This is a genomic window from Microcoleus sp. FACHB-SPT15, assembly GCF_014849525.1.
GTDB lineage: Bacteria > Cyanobacteriota > Cyanobacteriia > Cyanobacteriales > Coleofasciculaceae > Symplocastrum > Symplocastrum torsivum.
Genome location: NZ_JACJNU010000059.1, coordinates 209,189 through 233,420, shown reverse-complemented (window position 1 = coordinate 233,420; position 24,232 = coordinate 209,189). Strand labels below are relative to the sequence as shown.

Sequence of the window (24,232 nt, the reverse complement as noted above, 5' to 3'; positions counted from 1 at the left end):
CCATGAATTTTAACACTCCAATTAGAGCCGTTGAGATTCTTCTTGTAGAAGACTCTCCCAGCGATGCCGATCTAACTGTAGAAGCTCTTAGTGATGGCAAGGTACTCAATAACTTGCACTGGGTTGAAGATGGTGTAGAAGCTCTCGCCTTTCTTCGTCGGCAAGGAAAATATAGCGATGCACCACGTCCGGATCTAATTTTGCTTGACCTCAACCTGCCGAAAAAAGATGGTCGTCAGGTTCTTGCAGAAATCAAAGTTGACCCCCAGCTTAAATTAATTCCGGTTGTTGTTCTCACTACTTCAGCGGCTGAGCGAGATATTCTTAAAACCTACGAACTGAATGCAAACTGCTACGTTACCAAACCCATTGACTTAGAGCAGTTTATTTCTGTCGTGAAGCTGATTGAGATGTTTTGGTTAGCCGTAGTTAAACTGCCCTCGGAGTAAGTGATATGGACAGTCCTACTATCAAAATTCTTCTGGTGGAAGATAACCCGGCTGATGCTGACTTACTCAGCGAATTTCTTGAGGAAGCTGACGAGACTCAGTGGTCACTCGTGCATGTTGAAAAGCTGAAAGAAGCGCTTCAAACCTTGAGGGAAAACCACTTTGATGTAATTTTATTAGATCTGTCACTACCGGATAAACAAGGATTGGCGACCGTTGTACAAACCCATGAAACGGCACCCGATCTGCCAATTGTGGTGCTGACAGGTCTTAATGATCGAGTTACAGCACTAGACGCTGTACGGCAGGGCGCACAAGACTATTTAGTTAAAGGGAAAATTGATAGTAACTTGTTAGTCCGTGCCATTGGTTATGCGATCGAGCGATCAAACACATTGAAGCAACTGCGCCAGAGTGAAGAGCAGTTGCAACGACTGAATGAAGAACTAGAACACCGAGTCAAAGAGCAAACTGAAGAATTGAGGGACAAAAATCGCTGCCTACAAAGTGAAATTACTGAGCGTCAGCGTTTGGAAGAAGAACTCCGTAACGCTTTGATGAAAGAAAAAGAACTCAGTGATCTCAAATCTAATATTATCTCAGTGGTTTCCCATGAGTATCGCACTCCTCTTGCAACTATCCTCTCTTCTACAGAATTACTTGAAAACTACAGTCATAAATGGGACCAAGAGAAAAGGCAGCGTCATTTCAAACGGATTGAGAACTCAGTTCACCATCTGACACAGCTAGTTAATGATGTGTTGATCATTAGCAAAGCTGAGGCGGGGAAATTGGACTTCAATCCAGTACCTCTAGAATTAGTGGAATTTTGCTATCAACTGGTAGAAGAATTACAGCTTACTGCCAGCACTCAGCACAACATCAGCTTCCTGTGCCAGACTTCAAGCATCAAAGCTTGCCTTGATGAAAAGCTGCTGCGGCAATTCCTGACTAATTTGCTGTCAAATGCAATCAAATACTCTCCCCATGGGGGAAATGTTCAGCTTGAACTCGAATGCAAACAGGATGTTACAATCTTCCGTATTCGAGATCAAGGGATTGGTATTCCCCTAAAAGATCAAGATCAATTGTTCGAGGCTTTCCATCGTAGTAGTAATGTTGGTACTATCTCTGGAACAGGACTAGGACTCGCGATTGTCAAAAAATGTGTAGACATCCACAATGGACAAATTGCAGTGGAAAGTGAAGTGGGAACTGGAACAACGTTTATAATTACGATACCTTTAATTTGTCAGGTTACAGAACAGTTGGCTGAATCTAACTCCCAGTCGGTCTATTAGCAAGTTGATAAGCCGATTAATTTCTTGTAATGCCTTTAAATTTAGTACGGGTTTTGTAGATATTGATAGACAGAGAATATTTTGGAAGAGATGACTGATAGTGAAGCGATCGCAAAATTAAAAGCGGCAATGCTATCTGTGCAGACAGTCGGTGAGATGCACGCTCTAATTATTGATTACACCTATGTAGAGATTATGGAAGTCTACAATCAGTTAGCGCCGAAGCAGCAAGCAAGAATTGTTGCTCTATGCGATCGCGATACTCAAGAGCAAATTACTGCCACTCATACCATTTCTGTATTTATGCCTTCCTACTTAATATCGTAGGAAATTCACAAAATATTCACTTTTGTTTTCTACACTTAAAATCATTTGAGTCAAGGAATTGGAACAAAGGTAGTATCTTATTTCAGTTGTAGAGCATAAATAATTATTAAATTTTATTTAAATAGCTATTGAAGCTTGGGCAAGGGAAACTTCAACCTTAAATCTCTAATGGATAATCTCTTATCTTGATTCGTAGGGGAAGCTAGTAATTGCTCAAATGCTAGCATTGGCAATTCATCTGATTCTAGAGAGAACAGGAACTTACCCTATAAGTGGTAATGAACAACCAAAAGCTAAAACAAGACATTCGCCGTAGCCAAGCCGCCGTAGAATATTACAAAGTGCTTTGCTTACATCATGCTGATACTATAGGTAGCTTAGATTTAGCAGCACTAACCCATCCCTTACCCCAACGTCAAAGACTTCCCTTGGTAAGGCTGAATGCTATCAGCAGACTTACACAAGAAGAATCCGGAACAAAGGGGGATTTTGCTGCTTCTGTAAGTAAGCCTGTTAAGTTATCTCTGCTTGATGAGGTATTCACTCAGAGCTTTAGTTGCCAAAAGCCCTCTTCTCACCCCACTCAACCCTTGTCCTCCTCCTTTGACCCACAACTCGCTCAACGGCTGCCATTAAAGATTTTGTTGGCAGAAGATGTTGCTGTAAATCAAAAAGTTGCGCTGCATCTGTTAAAGAGGTTAGGCTATCACGCTGATGTGGCTAATGATGGAAAAGAAGCACTAGTAGCGCTGCGTCGCCAAGCTTACGATGTCGTCTTTATGGACGTGCAGATGCCGGAAATGGATGGGTTGGAAGCAACTCATCAAATCTGCCAGGAATGGTCACCTCTCGACCGACCTTGGATTATCGCGATGACTGCCAATTCTCTGCGAGGCGATCGCGAAACCTGTTTGAGAGCTGGAATGAATGACTACATCAGCAAGCCAATCCAAATCGAGGCACTTGTCAAAGCTCTAAACACCTATGAGCAATTCAAAAATCAAGCTTCCATCCAAGAGGTAGCTTCGATGTCTGTGACGGTTATGCCTGAAGAGGCTACCCAACAGACGAATAACCACCTCATCCATCCACCTGCGCTCAATACCCAAAAGCTTCAAGCCTTGAAGGCTACTGTAGGCGGAGATACTGCCTTCATGACGCAGTTAGTAGATTGTTACCTGGAAGAAGCACTGCAACAACTGCAAGTGATGCGTGAGGCAGTTGCCCAAGGCGATGCAAGTACCCTACACAAGTCCGCCCATTCCCTCAAAGCAATCAGTGTCTCTCTCGGAGCAGTTCCCCTTGCTCAACTATGTCAAGCCCTAGAAGTGATGGGGTATGGCGATCGCACTCTTGATGCCTCCCGACTGATCAGCCAACTCAACGCTGAGTATGAGCGCGTAAAAGCAGCGCTGGACTTAGAATATCCACGGAGACAACGATGATTGATTCTGACCTTCAGAAAAACCTACCCCTCATTCTCGTTGTCGGTAATCCGAAGACTCTGCGAGTAGATCTGCGTGAGGCAATTGACAAAGAAGGATATCGGATTGCTGAAGCCTTAACTGGGGAGCAAGGTTTAAACGCTTGTCAACAGCTACAGCCAGAGTTAGTCCTACTCGATACCACCATGCCCGATATAGATGGCTTTTCTTGCTGTGCCAAGCTACAAGCCCTTTTGGGTGATCATTGTCCTCCGATTTTAATGATTATTGATCTTGGTGATCAAGCTTCCGTTGAACTAGCCTTTGAGGTTGGCGCTGCTGATTATGTTACTCGACCGATTCATTGGGCAGTATTACGCCAAAGAGTCCCTCGCCTAATTCAAGCAAACTGGGCAATGCAGGAACTGCGACAGCAGGTGGAACGGGAGAATCTGCTCAAGGAACAACTCAAAAGAGCAGAGCAGAAATTGGAGAGTCTTACCTCTGTTGATACGTTGACGGGGATTGCCAACCGTCGCTGTTTTGATGAATACCTTCATCGAGAATGGAAGCGAGCGGCACGGGAACGGAAACCACTCTCTCTAATTTTGAGTGATATTGATTTTTTCAAAGCCTACAACAATACCTATGGAACTCAAGCTGGGGATGAGTGCCTAAAGCAGATTGCTCGTACTATTCGCCAAGTTGTCAGACGTCCGGCGGATTTGGTTGCTCGCTATAGCGGTGAAGAATTTGCTGTGCTTTTGCCAAATACTCCAGCTAGAGGCGGTGTTCAGGTGGCAGAAGCGATGCGTTCTCAGGTGAAGGCATTAGCGATCGCTAATTCTGGTTCTCAAGTTAGTCACTTAGTAACCATCAGCTTAGGGGTAGCCAGTGCAATTCCTAGCTCAGAATCATCAATTGACAGGTTAATTGATGAGGCTAAAGAAGCCCTCGATCAAGCGAAAATTGGATTACGCGATCGCGTTGTTTTTCATATGGGTAACTTATCCGTGAATTCAACTGACTTAAACCCATCTACCCCCCTAATTTGGGAAGGTAATGTGGCTGAATTTTATGAAACCTCGTGAACCCAGCTCCAAAGCCGTCAGCTATCAGCTTTACTGAAATTTACGGTGTTTGGGTTTTAACAGTTAGCACATGCGGTGGAGTCGAATCAGGAGGATAAATAAAATCTACCTGCACCGCCTTACGACTCCCTGGTGGCATCACCAATTTTTCCATTGGCTCTAATACTTGACCTGTTCGATGCCACAAATGGACATAGCGTGTCTTTTGTTGTCCTTGGTCATTGGCATAACGTAGCCGCACGGTACCCCGGAAGAACGGGAAATCGCGAGGGGGTTTTTGGAAAAGTAGCCCTCCTTTACTGAGTCTGTCTTCCTTCAACGGCGTTTCAATTGTGAGAGCAACTGTTTGGAGTTTGTTGGTGGGGTTGTAGAGAGGCAAGGAGAGGTTGTATTCAACACCATAATTCCCATGTGCTTCGTAAGCCGTATCTGGATACCGCACCAGCATCCGTGTCGTCTGGACTTGATCTGTACCCAACCGACCAGCACGCAGGGTATTGAGTGCGTAGGAAATTGCTTGACCGGGTTGAGGAATCGTAAAATCCCTTGCATTAGAACGGTCTACTAATTGCGCTTGCCACTTAGAGCCTTGCTGCACACCAGCAACACGACCATAAATCAGTTGACCACTGGTAGCTTCAGGAGGAGTCGGGCTTTTATCGCGTGGCCCAGCTAAAGCGCCTTTATCCAGTAAGGCTTGCCATTCTTCTAAATTAGGCGCTCTATCACTACCATCAGAATTCTTCTTAGCAAACATGGTCAAGCTAGCGGCATAAACCTTACTACTACTGCTCAACCGCATCAACACTGATCGTCCGTTGATTGGCTTTTCTAAATTCCGGACTGGTGTAGGATGATTTAGCAACATCCGGCTTTGTCCCGGTGGAATTACTAATTTTGCGGGAAAATCAGCTTGTCGTTTTCCTTGGAGTACGTCATGCACGGCGCGATCGCCTGGACCTGCATAGGCAGTATTCTGGGGATTCTCGACATAGGGTGGCAATGTAATATACGGCGCTTCCTGCGTTAGATACGTCGCTGCTTGCAAAACATCTACCGTAACAGGTTGTGACCCTGGATTATGCAAAATTACGCCTAGATAGAACGTCTGCAAATCCTTGGGAGTGTGGGTTTGGTGGTGAACAAACAGGTCGAACCGTCCCTGAAAGGGAAAGTTGAGGTGAGCCGCCGGAACAGCTTTTCCCGTTGGGGGAAAGGTAGATAGTAAAATGCCTTCAGTCTTCACCCATTCTGGGCTATTGCTGTTAAACATTGGTACCGTATCTAACTGTCCTGGTAATGCCCGTACTGGCTGGGGTTGCACGATAATCTGGGGTGACGGCTTTGGTGTGGGTGTCGTTTGTGCAAAGACAAAAGAGGGAGCAGATTTTTTCAGGAATAACCAGTAGCCACCACCACCAACAAGGGCAAGTATGAGGAGGTAAACGATAGGAGGAAGATTAATTTTTTTTGGAATCATTAGAACTAGCTCAACGCAACGAGGGCTAAGGCTTAGCCCAGATTGTTAAAGAAGGTTGGGAGATTAGTGACGGTTTAGGCACCCAATGCCAACAGTGCGTCGTTTTATCAAAGAGAAGCGATCGCGCACTGTTTTCTATCCTCTCCTATCTCACCCACAGCGCCTTCACCAGACTGGGTGAGTCTTAGAGAATCTGCGCCTCCCGTGGTGAACCGAGAAAGGCAGAAAGCAGAGGGCACAAGGCTTTTATGGATTTATCCCCGTGCCGATAGCACGATCCATCTGGCGACGGATTGTAGCCAAGGGTCAAGAGTCCCCGTCTGAACGGAATATAAAAGCCCTCTGCCTCCTGCCTTCCCTTGAATGACTAGCTGTTACCGTTACAAGTTCCTAGCTGGTGATTGGGCAAGCGAGATTCAAGCAGCAATCTTCTGCTCAGGGGTGACTATGTTTGGGCAAGGATTTCCTTGTTCAATGTCTGTAATATTAGACAGCGTTGTCTCAGCAATATTCTTGAGAGCGTTTTCTGTAAAGAAAGCTTGATGACCTGTGATAAGAACGTTAGGAAAGGTTAGTAGGCGTTGAAAAACATCGTCCTGAATCACGTCCTCGGACAAATCCTCAAAGAACAAATCAGATTCTTTCTCGTAAACGTCTAAACCGAGGTAGCCAATTTTTCTAGATTTGAGTGCCTCTGTCACGGCATTGGTATCAATTAGTGCCCCCCTACTTGTATTTATCAGCATTACACCCTGCTTCATCTGAGCTAAAGCTTGGTCGTCTATCAGGTGATAAGTATCTTTAGTCAGTGGACAGTGTAGAGTAACAATATCTGAGGCTTGGAAAAGTTCAGGAAGCTTCACGTATTTTGCCCCCAGTGCCTCGCACTCCGGATTCTGATGCACGTCATAGGCGAGTAGTTGACAGCCAAATCCTTTGAGAATCTGTGCTACAAGAACGCCAATTTTACCTGTACCAACAATGCCAACGGTGCGACCATGCAAGTCAAATCCCAAAAGACCGTCTAGGGAAAAATTACCTTCTCGCACACGGTTGTAAGCCCGATGAATTTTGCGGTTGAGAGTCAAAATTAGCCCAACTGTATGTTCAGCAACCGCATAGGGTGAATACGCAGGAACACGTACAATTGTCAATCCCAATTTAGAAGCGGCTGTTAAATCAACATTGTTATAACCAGCGGAGCGTAAGGCAATCAAACGAGTTCCCTGATTGGCAAGAGCTTGCAAGGTATTCTCATCCAATTGATCATTGACAAACGCGCATACGGCTGGGGAATCTGAGGCTAAGATAGCGGTATCAGAAGTCAAATGCGGTTCAAAAAATACTAACTCGTGTCCGTGGTCAGTATTCGCTGCCTCTAAAAATCTACGATCATAGGCTTTCGTGCTGAAGACTGCTACTTTCATCAGTTTTTCCTTTCCTTCTCTCAGCTTGATTTGCCACATACAGTGTAATCAGCATTCTCTCTCAATTACCTTCAATCCCTTTCAGGGATTGAAATCTTTCGGTTTAATACTGATAACTACTCCTATGGGTATTTGAAAACACACAATACTTTTCAGTGATAAGTTCTGTTCAATCCCTGATTTTTTGACCAGCCAGTCGCCTGAGCTATACCAGTGGGAGTAAACCCCAAGGGGAATGCGAAAATATCGTCGCTGCTCTAACGTGGCAACTAGAGCCTTTCATGTGGAACGTTCGATGAAAGCTACCGCCGCGCAGGTCGCACACCAGCAGCTCGTACCGTCCAGTAGTAACGGCGGTTGTCCCAGTGAACAGCTATTGGACGTGTTGTTGATGTTGCCTGAACAGAACGTTAATATCCTCTTAGTAGACGACCAGCCGAAAAATTTACTTGCTTTGTCGGCGCTTCTGGATAGTTCCGAGGTGAATCTGGTGAAAGCAAATTCTGGAAAAGAAGCCTTAAGATGTCTGCTCAATCAGGATTTTGCTGTAATTTTGCTCGATGTCCAGATGCCGGAAATGGATGGATTCGAGACGGCGATGTTGATTCGACAAAGAGTGCGATCGCAACAGACCCCGATTATTTTTATCACGGCACTTAATCGAGACGACATCCATGTGGAGAGAGGCTATTCCATTGGGGCGGTGGACTACATCTTAAAACCCTTTGCTCCGGAAATCCTGAAATCCAAGGTTGCAGTATTTGTTGAGCTGTTCAAGAAGACACAGTTGCTCAAAGACCAAGCGACTCTCCTGGAAGCGGCTAACAAAAAACTGGAAGGTGAAGTTATACAACGCCAGAAGGTCGAGGAGGAACTGCGTCGTGCCCATGACTCTCTGGAAATCAAAGTTCAGGAACGAACAGCACAACTTGCGCTCGCTAATGAATCGCTACAAGCTGAAATCACCCAGCGCAAGATTGCTGAAGCCGCGCTGTTCCAAGAAAAAGAACAGGCTCAAGTAACATTACAGTCGATTGGGGATGCTGTCATTACGACCAATCATCTCGGCTTACTCGAATATCTCAATCCAGTCGCTTCTGCCCTCACGGGCTGGAGTCAGCAGGAGGCATCAGGAAAGCCAATGTCTGAGATAGTCAGGATGGTCAACGAAACGACTCATGAGTTAATAGAAAGTCCAGTAGAAACCGCTATGCGTGAAGGCAAACCCGTTTGCCTGGACAAGCCAACACTCCTGATTAGCCGTGAAGGTCATGAATTGGCGGTTGATGATTCCGCCGCCCCCCTCCGGGCTAGCGATGGTCAAATTATCGGTGCGGTACTAGTGCTGAGGGATGTAACCCAAGAGCGTAGCACGGAACGACAGCTATCCTGGCACGCGAGTCACGATGCACTAACCGGACTGGTCAACCGACGCGAATTTGAAAACTGTTTAGAACAGTCCGTGATTAGTGCAAAGACTTCAGACCAACAACATGCCTTATGTTATCTGGATCTTGATCAGTTCAAAATTGTCAACGATACTTGTGGTCATATCGCTGGTGATGAACTCTTGCGCCAAGTTACAGCGCTGTTTCAGACTCAGGTGCGTGCCTCCGACACGTTAGCACGTCTAGGTGGAGATGAATTTGGTCTGCTGCTCAACCATTGCCCTCTAGATGCAGCCGTGCGTGTAGCGTCCAAGCTGCTTGAGCGGCTTCAGGAGTTTCGTTACGTGTGGCAGGACAAAACCTTCACTATTGGTGTCAGTATTGGGGTGGTTGCCATCGATGCGAACACTCAAAGTGTGACTAGCCTACTCAGTGCAGCTGATGCCGCTTGCTATGCTGCCAAAAACAAAGGGCGTAATCGTGTGCATATTTATCAAGCCGATGATCGGGAGTTGGCGATTCAACAAAGCCAAATGCAATGGGTAACGCGGCTAAATCAAGCACTTGAGGAGAATCGTTTCCGCCTTTATTACCAGTCGATTGTCCCCAGCCATGAACCCTCGTCCTTAGCAACCCATTACGAAATCCTCCTACGTCTTGTTGATGAACAGGGGAATTTGGTGTCACCTATGGCGTTTATTCCCGCTGCGGAACGCTACAATCTCATGCACTGCATTGATCGCTGGGTAATTCAGACGTTATTTGCTAGCTTGGGAGAGCATTATCAACAAAACCGCAATCCTTGTGAATTGCTGGGGAATATCTATGATTGTTTGTATGCCATTAACCTATCGGGTGCTAGTATCAGCGACGAGCAGTTCATCGAGTTCGTGCGCGAACAGTTGAGTTTACACCAAGTGCCGCCTCAGGTGATTTGCTTTGAAATTACCGAAACCGTAGCGATCGCAAATCTGCGTCAAGCCTCTCAATTTATGCGATCGCTCAAACAAGTCGGCTGCCGCTTCGCCTTGGATGATTTTGGCAGTGGTATGTCCTCCTTTGCTTATCTGAAAAACCTGCCTGTGGATTATCTAAAAATTGATGGGGGATTCGTCAAGCAGATTCTAGATGAGCCAACAGATTTGGCAATGGTAGAAGCGATCAATCATATTGGACATGTGATGGGTCTTCAAACCATTGCTGAGTTTGTCGAAAATGAAGCCATCCTCGAAAAAATCACAGCAATTCGGGTGGATTATGCACAGGGCTATGGTATTGCTCTTCCACGCCCCTTGACATTCAATTAAATTAAATTCCCTTGTCACTTAATCGAGATTCATAAAAAAGCTAAGTGAGGGTGATAAGACAGTAGGTAAGCGACCGACTTTTCACGGCATCTTTGAATGGCTTGTGGAGAAGAAAAGGGTTGAAAGAGGAGTTCAGAATGCCTTGTTTCAGAACTTACCGTGAAAAGTCAGAAAGGTTCAAAGTAGATGCTCTGTAGTCCAAGCTACCAAACGGTGAATTTGTTGGCTCACAGTCAGTTAGACTCAAGCTATCAGAACGTTTGTATCTTTCAATCAGGCAAGGAAGATACACCACTGCTTGGGAGAAGAACTGCTGTGGATGAACAACTCCGAAACCTAATTGACGAGGTGTGTCGGTACTCAGACCCCAGTCCAGAGCGACAGAAAGCTCTAAATCGACTGCTGGTGGTTATTCAGCAACTCCCTGGTATCTATAGGTCTTCCCATCAAGACTATCCACAGGCTTTGAACCAAACGTGGGAATGGGCTAGTCGCAAGATTGGTGAGTTTGAGCCGCGTCCACCCTCAGTTCAACAGAGTCTAGTAATCTGGATTAACGGCTACCTTAAGTGGCGAATTCGAGATTTGTATACAAAAGAAAATCAGTATTCAATTAGCCTAGACCGACCCATTAGTAGTAATGAGGGTGACCAAATAACCCTGCTTGAGCAACTATCAGACCCTCAGTTCACAGCTCCTACCTTAGATTTACTGGAGATTCAGATTGCCCAAATCCAGGAGGCTGAACACCATCGCCTAGGTCAACAGGTGAGGCAATACATTGAGAAAGACACAACGAGGAAACTAACAGGTTGTCATCCTCGAAAAAATCCAGAATGCAATTGCCAGCTTTTAGCAAAGCGCTTACTTTTGCAAGTCCCGCCTCAGAGAATTGCTGATGTTGCTAAAGAATTCAACGTTAGCAACCAAACCCTTTACTCGCACTGGAAGAAAAATTGCCTCCCGCTTCTGCAAGACATTGGACGAAATCTCGGATATCAGCCATGACCAGCACACAACCCTCTTGTTTAAGTGTCCCTCTCGGTACAGATGCCCATCATTGGGCTGTTCAGTTTGCTGCTGAACAAGCAACACCTCAGAAGGGAAAACAAGTTTATCTCAACACCCTAGCTGTTTATGCTGTTTACAGCTACCTGAAGTGGCTGAGTGTTGACACAGCTCTTACTCAAAGCGACAGTTGGCAACCGGGTTTGAGAGCAATTTTTGATGTGGCTGACTTGGTTTTGCCAAACATTGGTAAGCTCGAATGTCGTCCGGTGTTACCAGGTGAAATCGCTTTTGTCTTACCTCCTGAGGTGACACAAGATAGGATTGGTTACGTGGCTGTCCAGTTTAATCAGCAATTGGATTCTGTACAGCTACTGGGATTTGCTCCGGCAATTGCCACGCCTGAGCCGCCAGAAAAACTCCACTTAGCAGAGCTACAATCTCTTGATGTACTGATAGACAATATTTATCAATCACCAATTGAGCTTCAGGAACCAGCCGTTAACCCAGAATCACTGGTAAGTCTACGCCAATGGCTTGAGGGGATTTTCAACGAAGATTGGCAACCATCAGGCTTGGTACTGACTAGTAACTTGAGAAGCATTACCCGTTTAGGGCTTGATGCCGAGGCAACTTCGGTCAATCGGGCAAAGGTCATTAACTTGGGAGAGCATCTAGCTCCTCAGGCGGTAGTACTGGTTGTACAGTTAACCCCCACCGCTACAGAATCGGTTGATATTCACTTACGGGTTTACCCAGATGGCGATTCGATTCATCTCCCACCGAATTTGCAACTGATAGTACTCGATGAAGTGGGAACGGCTTGTATGGAAGCTCAAGCAAGAAGCAGTGATAACTGGATGCAGTTAGAGTTTAGTTGCCAACATGAGGAAACGTTTAGAGTGAGAGTGGTGTTAGGGGAGATAAGCGTTACTGAAGAGTTTGTTGTCTAAGTACATCAAACAACAGGAGACAGCAATGGCGATAGTCAAACTTAAACTCAGGCGAACGTCCGAAGAGGGATTCCTAGTCATTCTGACTTCGACAAATCGGGAACATGAAACTGAAGGCGTTTTAGCTCCGCTACCCAAAGAACTGGAATTATCTTTCAACAAATGGCAATCAGCCTATCGTCAGATTGATGCTGTGCGTTCCTGCATTGCTCCTGCACCAGGGGTACGTCTCACACCGAAAGGAGTGACGATTTATTCTAATTCTGAACATACCAATGCAGTGAAAGCCCATCTGAATCAATGGCTCAACTCTGGGGATAGCCGCTGGCAACCAATTCGAGATGGTTTAATTGCGATCGCAGACCAATTAAATCAGGCAGGTGATGAGATTCGAGTGATTCTCGATGCCAAAGATATCAACTTGCGTCGCCTCCCCTGGCAAGAGTGGAGTTTATTTGAAGAACACTACCCGCACGCCGAAGTTGCCCTAATTGCATCTAGAGGCTCAGAGAAAAAGCGAATTAGCTCTCTTCCCAGCAGTTCAAAAGTCAGAGTTTTAGTCGCTGTCGGTAGAAGCGATGGCATAAATACGAAGGATGATTTAGAGGTAATTCAGCGGTTAGAAGAGCTTGGCGCTGAAGTAGTCTGTTTGATGCACCCTAACCTGAAAGATTTATGTGAAGCACTTTGGGACGAGCAAGGCTACCACATCTTCGTCTTTACAGGTCACAGTGGGAGTCAAGAGGATGGGCAAATTGGTTGGATTGAGGTCAACGAGAAAGATAGCTTAAGTATTGAGCAATTTAAGGATGCTTTGAGAGAAGCGATTAGTAGAGGGTTGCAGTTGGCGATTTTTAATTCCTGCGATGGTTTGGGGTTAGCCAACCAACTGTCTGAGTTACATCTCCCTCAGAGCATTGTGATGCGGGAACCCGTGCCCGATCCCGTAGCCGTGGAGTTTTTGAAGCACTTTTTCAAGGAGTTTACCCGTAACAACTCACTTTTTACCTCCGTCCAAAAAGCCCGCAAACGTCTGGAACCTTTCAAATCCGATTATCCAGGGGCAATTTGGTTGCCAACGATTTGCATTGGACCGAATGTTGAGCCACTGACTTGGCAGGGACTTTCGGGGAGTTCCCTTAGCTCAGCAACAATTTTGGAGCCTAATCTGGCTCCCGACCTATCTCCTAAGCCACTTCCTAAGCCAGCAAGAAACATCAAGGTACTGTTACTTGCTGGCTTGCTGGGTGTTGTTGTTGGGGGTGCTGCCTCGTTACCTGTGATCAACCTGATCAACCTACCCTTGCGATCGCAATCAGCAGAACAGCCTGATGAGTCTCGCCTCAGTTCCGTGACTCCTCCTTCCGGGACATGGCTGTATGGTGGCAGTACAACTTGGGCACCAATTCGAGGTTTAGTAGACAAGAAGATTAAGCAAGAATTGCCTAAATTTAACCTGTCCTATGCTCACCATCCCACCCTGCCACCGGGTTCGGGAACAGGAATCAAGATGTTGTTAGACGGTCAACTGTCGTTTTCTCAATCTTCACGACCCATCCTCAATAGTGAGTACGAAATCGCTGCCTCTCGTGGGGTTAAGCTGAAGCAGGTTCCTGTAGCAATTGATGGACTTGCGATCGCGGTTCACCCCAATCTGAAGCTGGAAGGTTTAACCCTAGAACAAATTAAAGGTATTTACACAGGTCGAATCACCAACTGGAGTCAAATTGGTGGTCCCAATCTTAAAATCACCCCGTACTCTCGCCCGTTTGACAGTGGGACTACTGAGTTTTTTAAAGAGAACATTTTGGGAGCCAGTAATTTTGGTGCCGATGTTGTTATGATTCCAACCACTACTCAAGCTTTAAAGCAGGTAGGTCAACTCTCCAATCAAGGAGGCATTTATTATGCTTCTGCTCCTGAAGTAATTAACCAGTGTAGTGTTAAAACTTTACCAATCAGTCGCCATACTGGAAGTGCCTTCATTGCTCCGTATCAAGGTTTGCTTGAACCTGGTGAAAAGTGTCCTGGTCAAAACAATGAACTCAATCTTGAAGCCTTACTAAACGGCGAATACCCGATAACCCGTCGGCTTTTTGTAATTATTAAACAGAATGGTCAAGTGGATGAGCAATCAGGTGAAGCTTATGCTGAGTTATTGTTAACGGATGAAGGACAACAGTTAATTCAAAAAGCAGGTTTTATTCCTATCCGCTCATTCTAAGGTTGGGACTTGCTAGGCTTTGAATGAAATTATGTGATCGCTTTTTCCTTGAAAAGAGCTTACCAAATCAAAATTTGGTTATTAACCCTTCATGAAAAATAGAGCAGGATTTTTCATAAAGTTCAATTGAGACGCTGAGTAAGTAGTAAGCGTAACGAATGATTTTTTACAATGAAAACGTCTCAATTAGTATCCGGTGTCTTGCTTGGAAGTACACTGTTGATTAGTGGTTGTCAGAGGGCTATCGAGCGAGAGTTTATTCTCAACATTCCATTAGGAGAACATGTCGTTCTAAATGGTACGAAGATTGAGGTGGAGGTTGCCCCAGGGGGCGATGTAGAATGTGAAGTCGAATCTCCTGATGGGCAAGAATACGAACAGACATTCAATCTTAATTCTCAAGTTCCTGGTACCAGGATTATTTATAACAACTATCTCTTTGAGTTTGAGCGTGAAGAGTCAGAACTCGAAATCGACATTCAAAGAGTTGGTCAGCCGAATACCGAATTTTGGGAGCAAAACCTTGATGTCAGCCAATACTTAACAGGATTCTCTAGCAGCGATGACGATGACAGTGGCTATGACGGCGACGACTAATAGCAATTGCCTTGAGTATAAGCTGTCACCTATTTAATTTGTAATATGCACTCATGGGAAAAAGATTTTTCTTTTTACCTTTCTCTTTCCCCTAAAACGGATTAGTTAAATAGGTGACGCGAGATGCTCTTGGCAACTTCACCTTAGCAGTTCAACGACTAAACTAAGTTAAGTTCTTCCAGTACAAGCTGAGCGAGTTTATGTGCTGCTCCTGGTTGACCTCGAACAGCGCGAAGTTGCGATCGCATTTCCTCAAGCTTCTGGGGATTCTCTAAGTAGTCAAGGGCAAGCTGTGCAACTGAGTGCGGCTCAAGTTTACCCACCAGTTCCGGTACAATCTCTGCCTGTGCCCATTTATTTGGCCAGGCAAATAGACGCCCCTGCCGTATAACTATAGAGTTAATTATCTTTGCAAAGCCAGAGCCAACTCCTGGCATCCGAGCCAAAATTCCTGGTAATCCATCCCAAGAACGCATGGCATCTAGTTGTTGCATAGGCAGCAAGACAATCATCGGTACCCCCAGAGAACCCAACTCCGCCGTATTAGCGCCTACTGTAGTTAGACAGAGGCGACATTGCGATAACAAGTCGTGGGCAGGATATTCCTGCCGGAGTTCTACACACAAGCCAGTGGGAGTTTTTAGAAATGGTCGGTTACTAGTGTCACCAGAGGGGATAACGAGTTCAGCCTCACCCCATCCCAACTGTCGAATCAGAGGATTTTGCTGAGGGTCGGCAAAACGAGCCAGAGTCGATAAATCCAACGTTGGAGCAACAGGAATTACAAAACGAGTTTGGGGTCTGCACGAATAGATGTATTGAGCAAGCGTTAAAGTCAACGGTACACCCTGAGTGAGTTTTGCAGGTTTCGACCCTGGCAGCAAACCAATTAGTTCAATTGAAGATTGAGAATTAGTAACAGAGGAAGCAAGAGTTGAGCCTAAATCTTCCCAATTCCTGATTCCCACTTTCCCATTCCCAATTCCCACATCTACCATCAAATCTCCAACGACAGTCAATTTATCAGCATACTTTTTCGGGGCTTGGGCAATAATCTTGGGTTGCATAACGCCGAAGCGGTCAATCCAACCATGCCAACGGGCATCCCACTCAGCATAAACAACAGTGCGATAGCCCAACCGCTTGCCAATAACTACGGGAAAAAATTGGTCGCCGCCTAAGAAGACAACTACACCCTTTTCGTGCCAATCCCAATTTTCCGCAGTCTTTCCCCACAATAAGAACCGAAAGAAATGTTCTGCCCCCTGAACTCGGTCTACTTCAGGGTAAGATTTTGCGATCGCAGCTTCTTTCCCTGTTGCATTTGGACAAGGTGATAGGACAACTGAGATACGTACTACAGCACGGTTATCCCCTAGCTGTTGCCGCAAGGCTTTAACAACAGGACGCACCCAGGTTGTCACTTCTCCTGGCCCGTTCGAGAGAATTAGAATATCAGTCGATTGCATTACAGGATACTAACCTTCCCCTGAGACTACCGCAGTAGTAGCCTCTCAATCACCGTCATCTGACGTTCTAGCATACTCATTAAGCGATTGTGGCTTTCCTGTTGCTTCTCGATCGCAATGATTAGCCGATCAAGCCGTTCAACTAGCATGTCAACCTCAACGCGAGGACTCCGATCTCTGTAAGACTCTGGAAAGGATTCTCGCTCTGTGTAAGAATCTGGGAAGGATTCTGTATAGCGATCAGAGCGCTCCGGGTACTCGTTATCCATTGTTAAACCTCACTCAGAAACAGCTTTCTTTCCATCTCTCGGCGCTTCACCAATCCTGGCAGCACTCGTCTTCCTGCCTTATTCCACAAAAGGAATCCATCAGCAGCGCCCTGATAATCCCTAGCTTCCAGCTTGCGTCGGATTGTGCTTCCTTGTTCAATTGTTGCCGGACCGCAATTGAAAGTTAAGCTGACCAGAGCGCTGAACTGATTGTCATTCAGAGGAATGTGACCGAGTATACGCTCCACTATCTCTTCAAACTTAGCGAGTTCCTTCCTCAGGAAAGCCTCCGCCTCAGCTTCGGTGATAGTCATTCCAGGCAAGACTTGATGAGTGCAACCGTAGCCAATTGTCCACACTCCCGCCGGACACTGGTAGGCATTGAGCCTCAGTCCCTCACACTCTTTTAGGATTTTAATTCCAGCCGTATTGATTTTTCGCCCCTTCTGGTTGTCGTTACTAGGCTGTTGCACTGGTGTGAGTATTGGCTTGGCATCTGGTACCTCAATCTCAATAACGTTATCCCACACGCTTAAGTCACCTTTCGGCTGACTATTGCCATTCCCGTTGCTCTCTGTATGTGATGAACCCTCTGCACCGACTAATGCCGTTTCTGGCTGCCTTAGTTCCGATTCGTTCGGTTGTTGCGGTGGTGTCGATACCCGTTCTCTCGCTTTCTGTTCCAGAATCTGATTAAGCTGTTCTATGGTAACAGCAGTTGTTCCAACTGCCGCCGCTCTAGCTTCATCCCTTGCTTGCTGTGTCGCTGCATCGGCTTGCTGGACTTGAGCCATGTATCCTTCAATGTCTAGCTTAATCATCGCTTCTACGCGACTAGCAAACTCGACATAGGCAGCAGAGTGAGAGCGGTAGACACTATATTGTCCAGCAAGCTGAAAATATTGCCACCCTTCTACCTTCATCCCTTCGGCTGTATTTCTGAATGTGCGGTAGCGTCCGCTAAAGCCAAAAAGCTCTTCTACTGCGACGGAGATAGCAACGGCTTGGGACATGCCGAAGGCACTCCACAAGAATACCTCCTTCAATGGACCAAAATTTAAAGTAACAAGAGCTGGAGTAATGACTCCGCCAACAATGGTTATTAGTCTAGCCGTGTAGAATCGCTTCTTCGCCTTGCCTGCGTTACTCTCTAACCACAGGAGTTGGTCGAGCCATCGGGATTTCAGGGCATCCTTGCGAAACTCGTCTATATCAAGGCGATCAATCATCCCTACTAAGGTGCCTTTGAGAAATTTCTGGTATGAATTTTTCGCCATATCACTCAATAGCTCATAAGCTTAATTCAATGGAATGAAGACAAATTAAACCTGCAAAATAAGAAGTAGGGCTTGATCATTGATGCCATCAAAAAACCTACTGTCAATAAAAAATCCAATACAATCTGGTTTACTAGCTCTAAAGAGCTTATGAAGGAATCAGCAAGCTTAGCAAAAAAAGACTTAAGACCTTGAATTAGCAGCATGGAGCGTTTGAACGCGGCATAAGCCCTAGTGTTCTTAATGATTAACTCAGCTTGCCTTTCCTCTTTACTTTGAACAGATGACATCAGTCATTCTTTCTCCCACACGAGGTAGATGGTCGCACTTTTTAGTCAACAATTCTTCTCAGGAGTTAGTTGTGAAGCTTTCTCTAGAATATTATTTTAAATAGCCTTTTAATTAACGTTTGGATCGTTATCATACAGCCATTCTATCTAACCCATGCAAATGCCTCTGCAAAAGAATCTAAAAACGCATTTCTTCTCTAAAGCTTGTCAACCCTCCTTTGGCTGTAAGAATCAAACTTTAAGAAACCACATTTTCAAAGATAGTAAAAATTTCTCACGTAATTATTCTCTCATAGTTTAGAAAAAGAGGTATTAAGTTCACAAAAATTTTAATTTCATTGACGAATTCCACAAAATTGATTAAGCATCTTGAAATTTTGTAGCGGCTTCGAGTAGAAATAATGGCTAGAAGGAATTCGCTAAGATGAGCGAAGTAGACCCAGACTGTTCTTTTATGTACATTCCTTGCACAGCTAAAGTTTTATTTTTATCATTGATAACCTCTCAATTTGATGATTGCCCATAGCAACACCCGAAGAGCGATCGCATCTTAGTTTGTTTGTCCAAGGGGTAAGCGCAAGTCGTTACGCTGTAATACAGACTTGGCAATACTGTCTGTGGCGATCGCTTCATCAGTCAACCAGCTTTCTACACCACTTTTCTAGCTGAGATTGATATAAAAGAAAGTGAGCCAATAAGGGCATCTCTTAGCCACAGTTCATTTAGGGTTAACTACCATTCATTATGACTACGCAACCACTGCAATTTCCCAATCTTAGTAAATTGACCGGTACCATCCAGATTCAGGATATTAATGACAGAGAACTGGCACGGGAGATACAAACTCTCCTAGTTAAAGGTAGATTTCTCAAGCCAGGAAAGCAGACATTTGAGGAAACCCGGCGGGCGTTTGACGAGTTTAAGCAGAAGTTTCATTTGGGTTATCCAGATTTGCTAGGTGAGTCTACTATTGATATGCTGCTAGAACTCGATGACGAAGTTGATGAAGACAGCGATCGAAACCAGCCGCAAGACATTGTTGTCAAGCCAGAAACGAAAATCAGTGAACCTGATCGGGGTAGACCGATTACTGTTCCCAAGCTAGGAGTCGTATATTTAGGTGAACCCATACTTCCGGGGGGACACTTTAGTTGGGCTGAAGCAACAAAAAATGGAACCCGAATTCCTGTATCAGGCGATATTGTAGAAGGCTTTAAAAAGGTTGCCGATGCCATGGAGCAAGTCCGGGACTTAATGGGCGGAAGACCAATCACTATCAACTCCTGGTATCGTGATCCAGTCAGTAATCGCAAAGCTGGGGGAGCGACGCGATCGCGCCACTTATCCGGCGATGCAGTTGATTTTGTGGTACAAGGAATACACCCGAAGGAAACCCATCGTCGATTAGATGCCTGGTGGGGCAATCGCGGGGGACTCGCATCAGCGTCATGTTTCACTCACATTGACTGCCGAGGAAAGGGTGATAGGTGGAGTTATGGATTTTAACGACAGGAAAAATAGCCGTTAAAGTCTAGGGGGATTAACATATCCCCTGCTTGCATAAGAATTAACTAAAACTGTGTTCATTAACTCAGTTTTTCTTCATATGCAGATCAAAAAAACACTTCTTGCGTTTTTTGTCAAACATATTAATATTAATTTTTTTAACAATAAATTGTAAGTGATTGCTTCAGTATTTGTAAATCAATGTAAAGAAACGTCTCAAAAATCCTATCGAATTGTGTCAGATACAGGCTCAAACCTCCATCTGGTAAGCATTTTTTGGTAGAAACACTTATGTTGCCAAATAAAAACTGAGTTCTTGAAGAGTGAGTCCTTACTCAAAGAGTGGCTTACTCCTCTGACCTCAGATGATGAGAAGAGAACGCGCATCATAAGGAGCCTTACCGCATGTTCACTCACGTCAAGTCCACCATTCGACACATTACCCCGGATGCTTTGAATGGGCGTCATTTGCTTAAGGTGGTCTATGTCGTGCTGGAGCCACAGTATCAGAGTGCCCTATCAGCCGCTGTTGGCTCAATTAACAAAAACCAGCCAGATTTAGCGATCGAAATCAGCGGCTACCTGATCGAGGAACTCCGCGACCAGGGAAACTACGAGGACTTTAAGCGAGATATTGCCCAAGCTAATATCTTTATTGCTTCACTAATCTTTATTGAAGACCTAGCTGACAAGGTTGTGGCGGCAGTCGAACCGCACCGCGATCGCCTTGACGCGGCTGTAGTGTTCCCCTCTATGCCTCAGGTGATGCGCCTAAATAAGCTAGGTAGCTTCTCAATGGCGCAACTGGGACAATCCAAAAGTGCGATCGCGCAATTCATGCGGAAGCGTAAGGAGAAATCCGGTTCCTCGTTCCAAGACGGGATGCTGAAGCTATTGCAAACCCTGCCCAAAGTCCTGAAGTACCTACCAATGGACAAAGCACAGGATGCTCGGAACTTCATGCTCAGCTTCCAGTATTGGCTCGGTGGTTCCTCAGATAACCTGGAGAACTTCCTGCTGATGCTCGCCGATAAGTATGCCATGAAGGGGCGTCAACTGAGCTTCAAAGACCCAGTTGTTTACCCCGATATGGGCATTTGGCACCCTCTAGCACCAGCGATGTTTGAGGATGTCAAGGAGTACCTGAACTGGTACAACAGCCGTAAGGATATCCCTGCTGACTTAAAAGACCCCTTAGCACCTTGCGTCGGTTTAGTACTGCAACGCACACACCTCGTCACAGGTGATGATGCCCATTATGTGGCAATGGTACAGGAACTCGAAGCGATGGGCGCTCGTGTCATCCCGGTATTTGCTGGAGGTTTGGATTTCTCGAAACCAGTGGATGCCTATTTTTATGACAATCCCCAGCTTGCGAAAGAGGGGAAAGGGGGAGTAACCCTGGTGGATACTGTGGTTTCCCTGACTGGCTTTGCGCTTGTGGGTGGACCTGCACGGCAAGACCATCCCAAGGCAATTGAATCATTAAAGCGGTTGAATCGCCCCTACATGGTGGCACTACCATTAGTGTTCCAAACCACACAGGAGTGGGAAGATAGCGACTTGGGTCTGCACCCAATTCAAGTGGCGTTGCAGATTGCGATTCCAGAACTGGATGGGGCGATTGAGCCGATTATCTTGTCGGGTAGAGATGGGACAACAGGAAAAGCGATCGCACTCCAAGATCGTATCGAAGCGATCGCCCAACGTGCGATGAAGTGGGCAAATCTGCGCCGCAAGCCGAAACTTCAGAAGAAAGTTGCCATTACCGTCTTCAGCTTCCCACCCGATAAGGGCAACGTTGGTACTGCTGCTTACCTTGATGTATTCGGTTCCATCTATAAACTGCTGGAAGCCCTGAACAACAACGGTTACGATGTCCAAGGCTTGCCAGAATCAGCCGAAAAGCTGATGCTAGAAGTCATCCACGATGCCCAAGCACAGTACACTAGCCCTGAACTGAATATCGCTTACAAGATGTCAGTGCCGGAGTATGAGGAATTAACACCCTACTCTACGCGGTTGGAAGAAAATTGGGGCCCACCACCGGGACATCTCAACAGTGATGGGCAAAATCTGCTGGTTTACGGCAAGCATTTCGGTAATGTCTTTATTGGGGTTCAACCGACGTTTGGTTACGAAGGTGACCCGATGCGGCTGTTGTTCTCCCGTTCGGCAAGCCCTCACCACGGATTTGCGGCTTACTACACCTATCTGGAGCAAATCTGGAAAGCTGATGCCGTGCTGCACTTCGGCACCCACGGTTCACTGGAATTCATGCCGGGTAAGCAGATGGGGATGTCTGGGGAGTGTTATCCAGATAACTTAATTGGCTCAACTCCTAACCTCTACTACTACGCCGCGAATAATCCCAGTGAGGCGACAATTGCTAAGCGCCGCAGTTATGCAGCGACGATTTCCTACCTCACTCCACCCGCTGAAAATGCAGGCTTATATAAGGGGTTGAAGGAATTAAGTGAGTTAATTGCTTCTTACCAAACCCTGAAAGATACTGGGCGTGGTACTCCAATCGTTAACACCATTATGGACAAGTGCCGCTTGGTGAATCTGGATAAGGATATCGCCTTGCCAGAGAACGATGCCAGTGCAATGACGGCTGAGGAACGGGATACTTTGGTCGGCTTGGTGTACAAGAAGCTGATGGAGATTGAGTCTCGGTTGCTGCCTTGTGGGTTGCATGTGATTGGGAAGCCGCCAACTGCGGAAGAAGCGATCGCAACTTTGGTCAATATCGCTAGTCTCGACCGTCCCGAAGACGAAATCCTCTCTCTACCTCGGATTATCGCCAACAATATTGGGCGGGACATTGACGAGATTTACCAAAATAATGACAAAGGCTTCTTAGAAGATGTCCAGTTGTTGCAAGACATCACTCTAGCAACTCGTGACGCTGTTGCTGCCCTCGTGCAAGCGCAAGCCGATGCCGATGGTCGCGTCTCCAAAGTCTCCAAGCTCAACTTCCTCAATATGGGTAAAAAAGAGCCTTGGATTGAAGCCATGCACAAACTGGGTTACACCAAGGTAGACCCCCAAGCACTCAAACCCCTGTTCGAGTACCTGGAATTCTGCCTTCAGCAAATCGTTGCCGATAACGAACTAGGGGCAATGCTAAAAGCCCTAGAAGGTGAATACGTCATCCCTGGCCCCGGCGGCGACCCCATCCGCAACCCCGATGTTCTACCCACTGGCAAGAACATCCACGCCCTCGACCCTCAATCCATCCCCACAACCGCTGCCGTAAAATCAGCCAAAATCGTCGTAGATCGGCTTCTTGCTCGTCAACGGGCTGAAAATGACGGTGCTTGGCCTGAAACGATTGCCTGCGTCCTCTGGGGTACAGATAACATCAAGACCTACGGCGAATCTCTGGCACAAATTATGTGGATGGTAGGCGTTAAACCTGTACCGGATGCCCTTGGTCGAGTCAACAAACTCGAACTGCTTTCCCTGGAAGAGTTAGGTCGTCCTCGGATTGACGTTGTTATCAACTGTTCCGGCGTCTTCCGCGACTTATTCATCAACCAAATGAATCTTCTCGATCAAGCCGTGAAGATGGCAGCCGAGGCAGATGAACCTGTAGAGATGAACTTTGTCCGCAAACACGCGATGCAACAGGCGCAGGAAATGGGCATTAACTTGCGGCAAGCTGCTACTCGCGTCTTCTCCAATGCCTCCGGTTCCTACTCCTCGAATATCAACCTGGCAGTAGAAAACAGCACTTGGGAAAGCGAAGCTGAGTTGCAGGATATGTACTTGGCACGGAAATCGTTTGCTTTCACCTCCGATAACCCAGGCACGATGGAACAAAATCGGCAAATTTTTGAGACAGCCCTCAAAACAGCCGATGCCACGTTCCAAAATCTCGACTCTGCTGAAATTAGCCTCACTGATGTCAGCCACTACTTCGACTCTGACCCCACCAAGGTTGTCGCCAGTCTGCGGGGAGATGGTAAGACACCAGCGTCCTACATTGCCGATACCACTACGGCAAATGCCCAAATCCGCAGTCTTTCGGAAACCGTGCGTTTAGATGCCCGGACGAAGCTACTCAATCCCAAGTGGTACGAGGGAATGCTCAGTCATGGTTATGAGGGAGTACGGGAACTCTCGAAGCGGTTGGTGAATACGATGGGTTGGTCTGCAACTGCTGGTGCTGTCGATAACTGGATTTACGAGGATACGAATACCACGTTTATCCAGGATGAAGAAATGCGGAAGCGGTTGATGAACCTGAATCCTCATTCGTTCCGCAAGGTTGTATCGACCTTACTGGAAGTGAATGGTCGCGGATATTGGGAGACGAGTGAGAGTAATTTGCAGATGTTGCGTGAGTTGTATCAGGAGGTTGAAGACCGAATTGAAGGAATAGAATAGTCGTAACTTATCAGAGGTTCAGATTCCCGACTTCTCTAAGAAGTCGGGAA

At 46.2% G+C, this 24,232-nt stretch carries 17 protein-coding genes; 12 read left to right on the top strand and 5 right to left on the bottom strand.

What is annotated here, in order from left to right:
• Window positions 1-2: 2 nt before the first annotated feature.
• From H6F98_RS23975 to H6F98_RS23955, 5 genes are all read left to right on the top strand, one after another.
• A complete protein-coding gene (locus tag H6F98_RS23975; protein WP_192221217.1) occupies window positions 3-449 on the top strand; it encodes a response regulator in 447 nt (148 codons plus the stop codon).
• A gap of 5 nt (window positions 450-454) precedes the next feature.
• Entirely contained in the window at window positions 455-1,750 is a 1,296-nt protein-coding gene (locus H6F98_RS23970) for a hybrid sensor histidine kinase/response regulator (protein ID WP_192221216.1), read from the top strand.
• A 90-nt stretch (window positions 1,751-1,840) separates the two neighbouring features.
• The gene (locus H6F98_RS23965) at window positions 1,841-2,077 is read left to right on the top strand and encodes a hypothetical protein (RefSeq protein ID WP_192221215.1); all 237 of its coding nucleotides are present in this window, start codon (window positions 1,841-1,843) and stop codon (window positions 2,075-2,077) included.
• 278 nt (window positions 2,078-2,355) lie between these two features.
• Window positions 2,356-3,522 (top strand): response regulator, encoded by a 1,167-nt coding sequence (locus H6F98_RS23960; RefSeq protein ID WP_192221214.1) that lies wholly within the window; start codon window positions 2,356-2,358, stop codon window positions 3,520-3,522.
• Window positions 3,519-4,592, top strand: a complete 1,074-nt coding sequence (locus H6F98_RS23955; protein ID WP_192221213.1) for a diguanylate cyclase domain-containing protein — start codon at window positions 3,519-3,521, stop codon at window positions 4,590-4,592. Before H6F98_RS23960 ends, H6F98_RS23955 begins: the two co-directional genes overlap by 4 nt.
• 40 nt (window positions 4,593-4,632) lie before the next feature.
• On the opposite strand, the gene H6F98_RS23950 is transcribed toward H6F98_RS23955, so the two are convergent.
• Entirely contained in the window at window positions 4,633-6,072 is a 1,440-nt protein-coding gene (locus tag H6F98_RS23950; protein WP_192221212.1) for a DUF3370 domain-containing protein, read from the bottom strand.
• 416 nt (window positions 6,073-6,488) lie between these two features.
• Window positions 6,489-7,499: a 2-hydroxyacid dehydrogenase gene (locus H6F98_RS23945; RefSeq protein ID WP_192221211.1), complete on the bottom strand. Its 1,011-nt coding sequence runs from the start codon at window positions 7,497-7,499 to the stop codon at window positions 6,489-6,491.
• Between the two features lie 235 nt (window positions 7,500-7,734).
• Between H6F98_RS23945 and H6F98_RS23940 the strand changes: the two genes are divergently transcribed.
• The 5 genes from H6F98_RS23940 to H6F98_RS23920 all read left to right on the top strand — a co-directional run bounded on the left by H6F98_RS23940 (window position 7,735) and on the right by H6F98_RS23920 (window position 14,976).
• Window positions 7,735-10,194, top strand: a complete 2,460-nt coding sequence (locus tag H6F98_RS23940; RefSeq protein WP_199348843.1) for an EAL domain-containing protein — start codon at window positions 7,735-7,737, stop codon at window positions 10,192-10,194.
• Window positions 10,195-10,380: 186 nt separating this feature from the next.
• Complete coding sequence (locus tag H6F98_RS23935) at window positions 10,381-11,202, top strand: hypothetical protein (RefSeq protein WP_242058668.1); 822 nt, start codon at window positions 10,381-10,383, stop codon at window positions 11,200-11,202.
• The gene (locus H6F98_RS23930) at window positions 11,199-12,155 is read left to right on the top strand and encodes a DUF1822 family protein (protein ID WP_192221210.1); all 957 of its coding nucleotides are present in this window, start codon (window positions 11,199-11,201) and stop codon (window positions 12,153-12,155) included. Before H6F98_RS23935 ends, H6F98_RS23930 begins: the two co-directional genes overlap by 4 nt.
• A 25-nt stretch (window positions 12,156-12,180) precedes the next feature.
• Window positions 12,181-14,379, top strand: a complete 2,199-nt coding sequence (locus H6F98_RS23925; RefSeq protein WP_192221209.1) for a substrate-binding domain-containing protein — start codon at window positions 12,181-12,183, stop codon at window positions 14,377-14,379.
• Window positions 14,380-14,550: 171 nt separating this feature from the next.
• Window positions 14,551-14,976, top strand: a complete 426-nt coding sequence (locus tag H6F98_RS23920) for a hypothetical protein (RefSeq protein ID WP_192221208.1) — start codon at window positions 14,551-14,553, stop codon at window positions 14,974-14,976.
• Between the two features lie 158 nt (window positions 14,977-15,134).
• Here H6F98_RS23920 and H6F98_RS23915 read toward each other — a convergent pair whose 3' ends face one another.
• Genes H6F98_RS23915 through H6F98_RS32895 form a run of 3 tightly spaced genes read right to left on the bottom strand, consistent with a single transcriptional unit; the run spans window position 15,135 to window position 17,991 of the window.
• Window positions 15,135-16,445, bottom strand: coding sequence for a lipid-A-disaccharide synthase (locus H6F98_RS23915; RefSeq protein ID WP_192221207.1), 1,311 nt, complete (start codon window positions 16,443-16,445; stop codon window positions 15,135-15,137).
• 26 nt (window positions 16,446-16,471) lie between these two features.
• Window positions 16,472-16,714, bottom strand: a complete 243-nt coding sequence (locus tag H6F98_RS23910; RefSeq protein WP_192221206.1) for a hypothetical protein — start codon at window positions 16,712-16,714, stop codon at window positions 16,472-16,474.
• Window positions 16,715-16,716: 2 nt separating this feature from the next.
• Window positions 16,717-17,991: a DUF4231 domain-containing protein gene (locus H6F98_RS32895; protein ID WP_199348841.1), complete on the bottom strand. Its 1,275-nt coding sequence runs from the start codon at window positions 17,989-17,991 to the stop codon at window positions 16,717-16,719.
• Window positions 17,992-19,025: 1,034 nt separating this feature from the next.
• Between H6F98_RS32895 and H6F98_RS23900 the strand changes: the two genes are divergently transcribed.
• Both H6F98_RS23900 and H6F98_RS23895 read left to right on the top strand, forming a co-directional pair.
• A complete protein-coding gene (locus H6F98_RS23900) occupies window positions 19,026-19,787 on the top strand; it encodes a D-Ala-D-Ala carboxypeptidase family metallohydrolase (RefSeq protein WP_192221205.1) in 762 nt (253 codons plus the stop codon).
• A 405-nt stretch (window positions 19,788-20,192) separates the two neighbouring features.
• Window positions 20,193-24,182 carry a magnesium chelatase subunit H gene (locus tag H6F98_RS23895; RefSeq protein ID WP_192221204.1) on the top strand — a complete coding sequence of 1,330 codons (3,990 nt, stop codon included), beginning with the start codon at window positions 20,193-20,195 and terminating at the stop codon, window positions 24,180-24,182.
• Window positions 24,183-24,232: the final 50 nt, after the last annotated feature.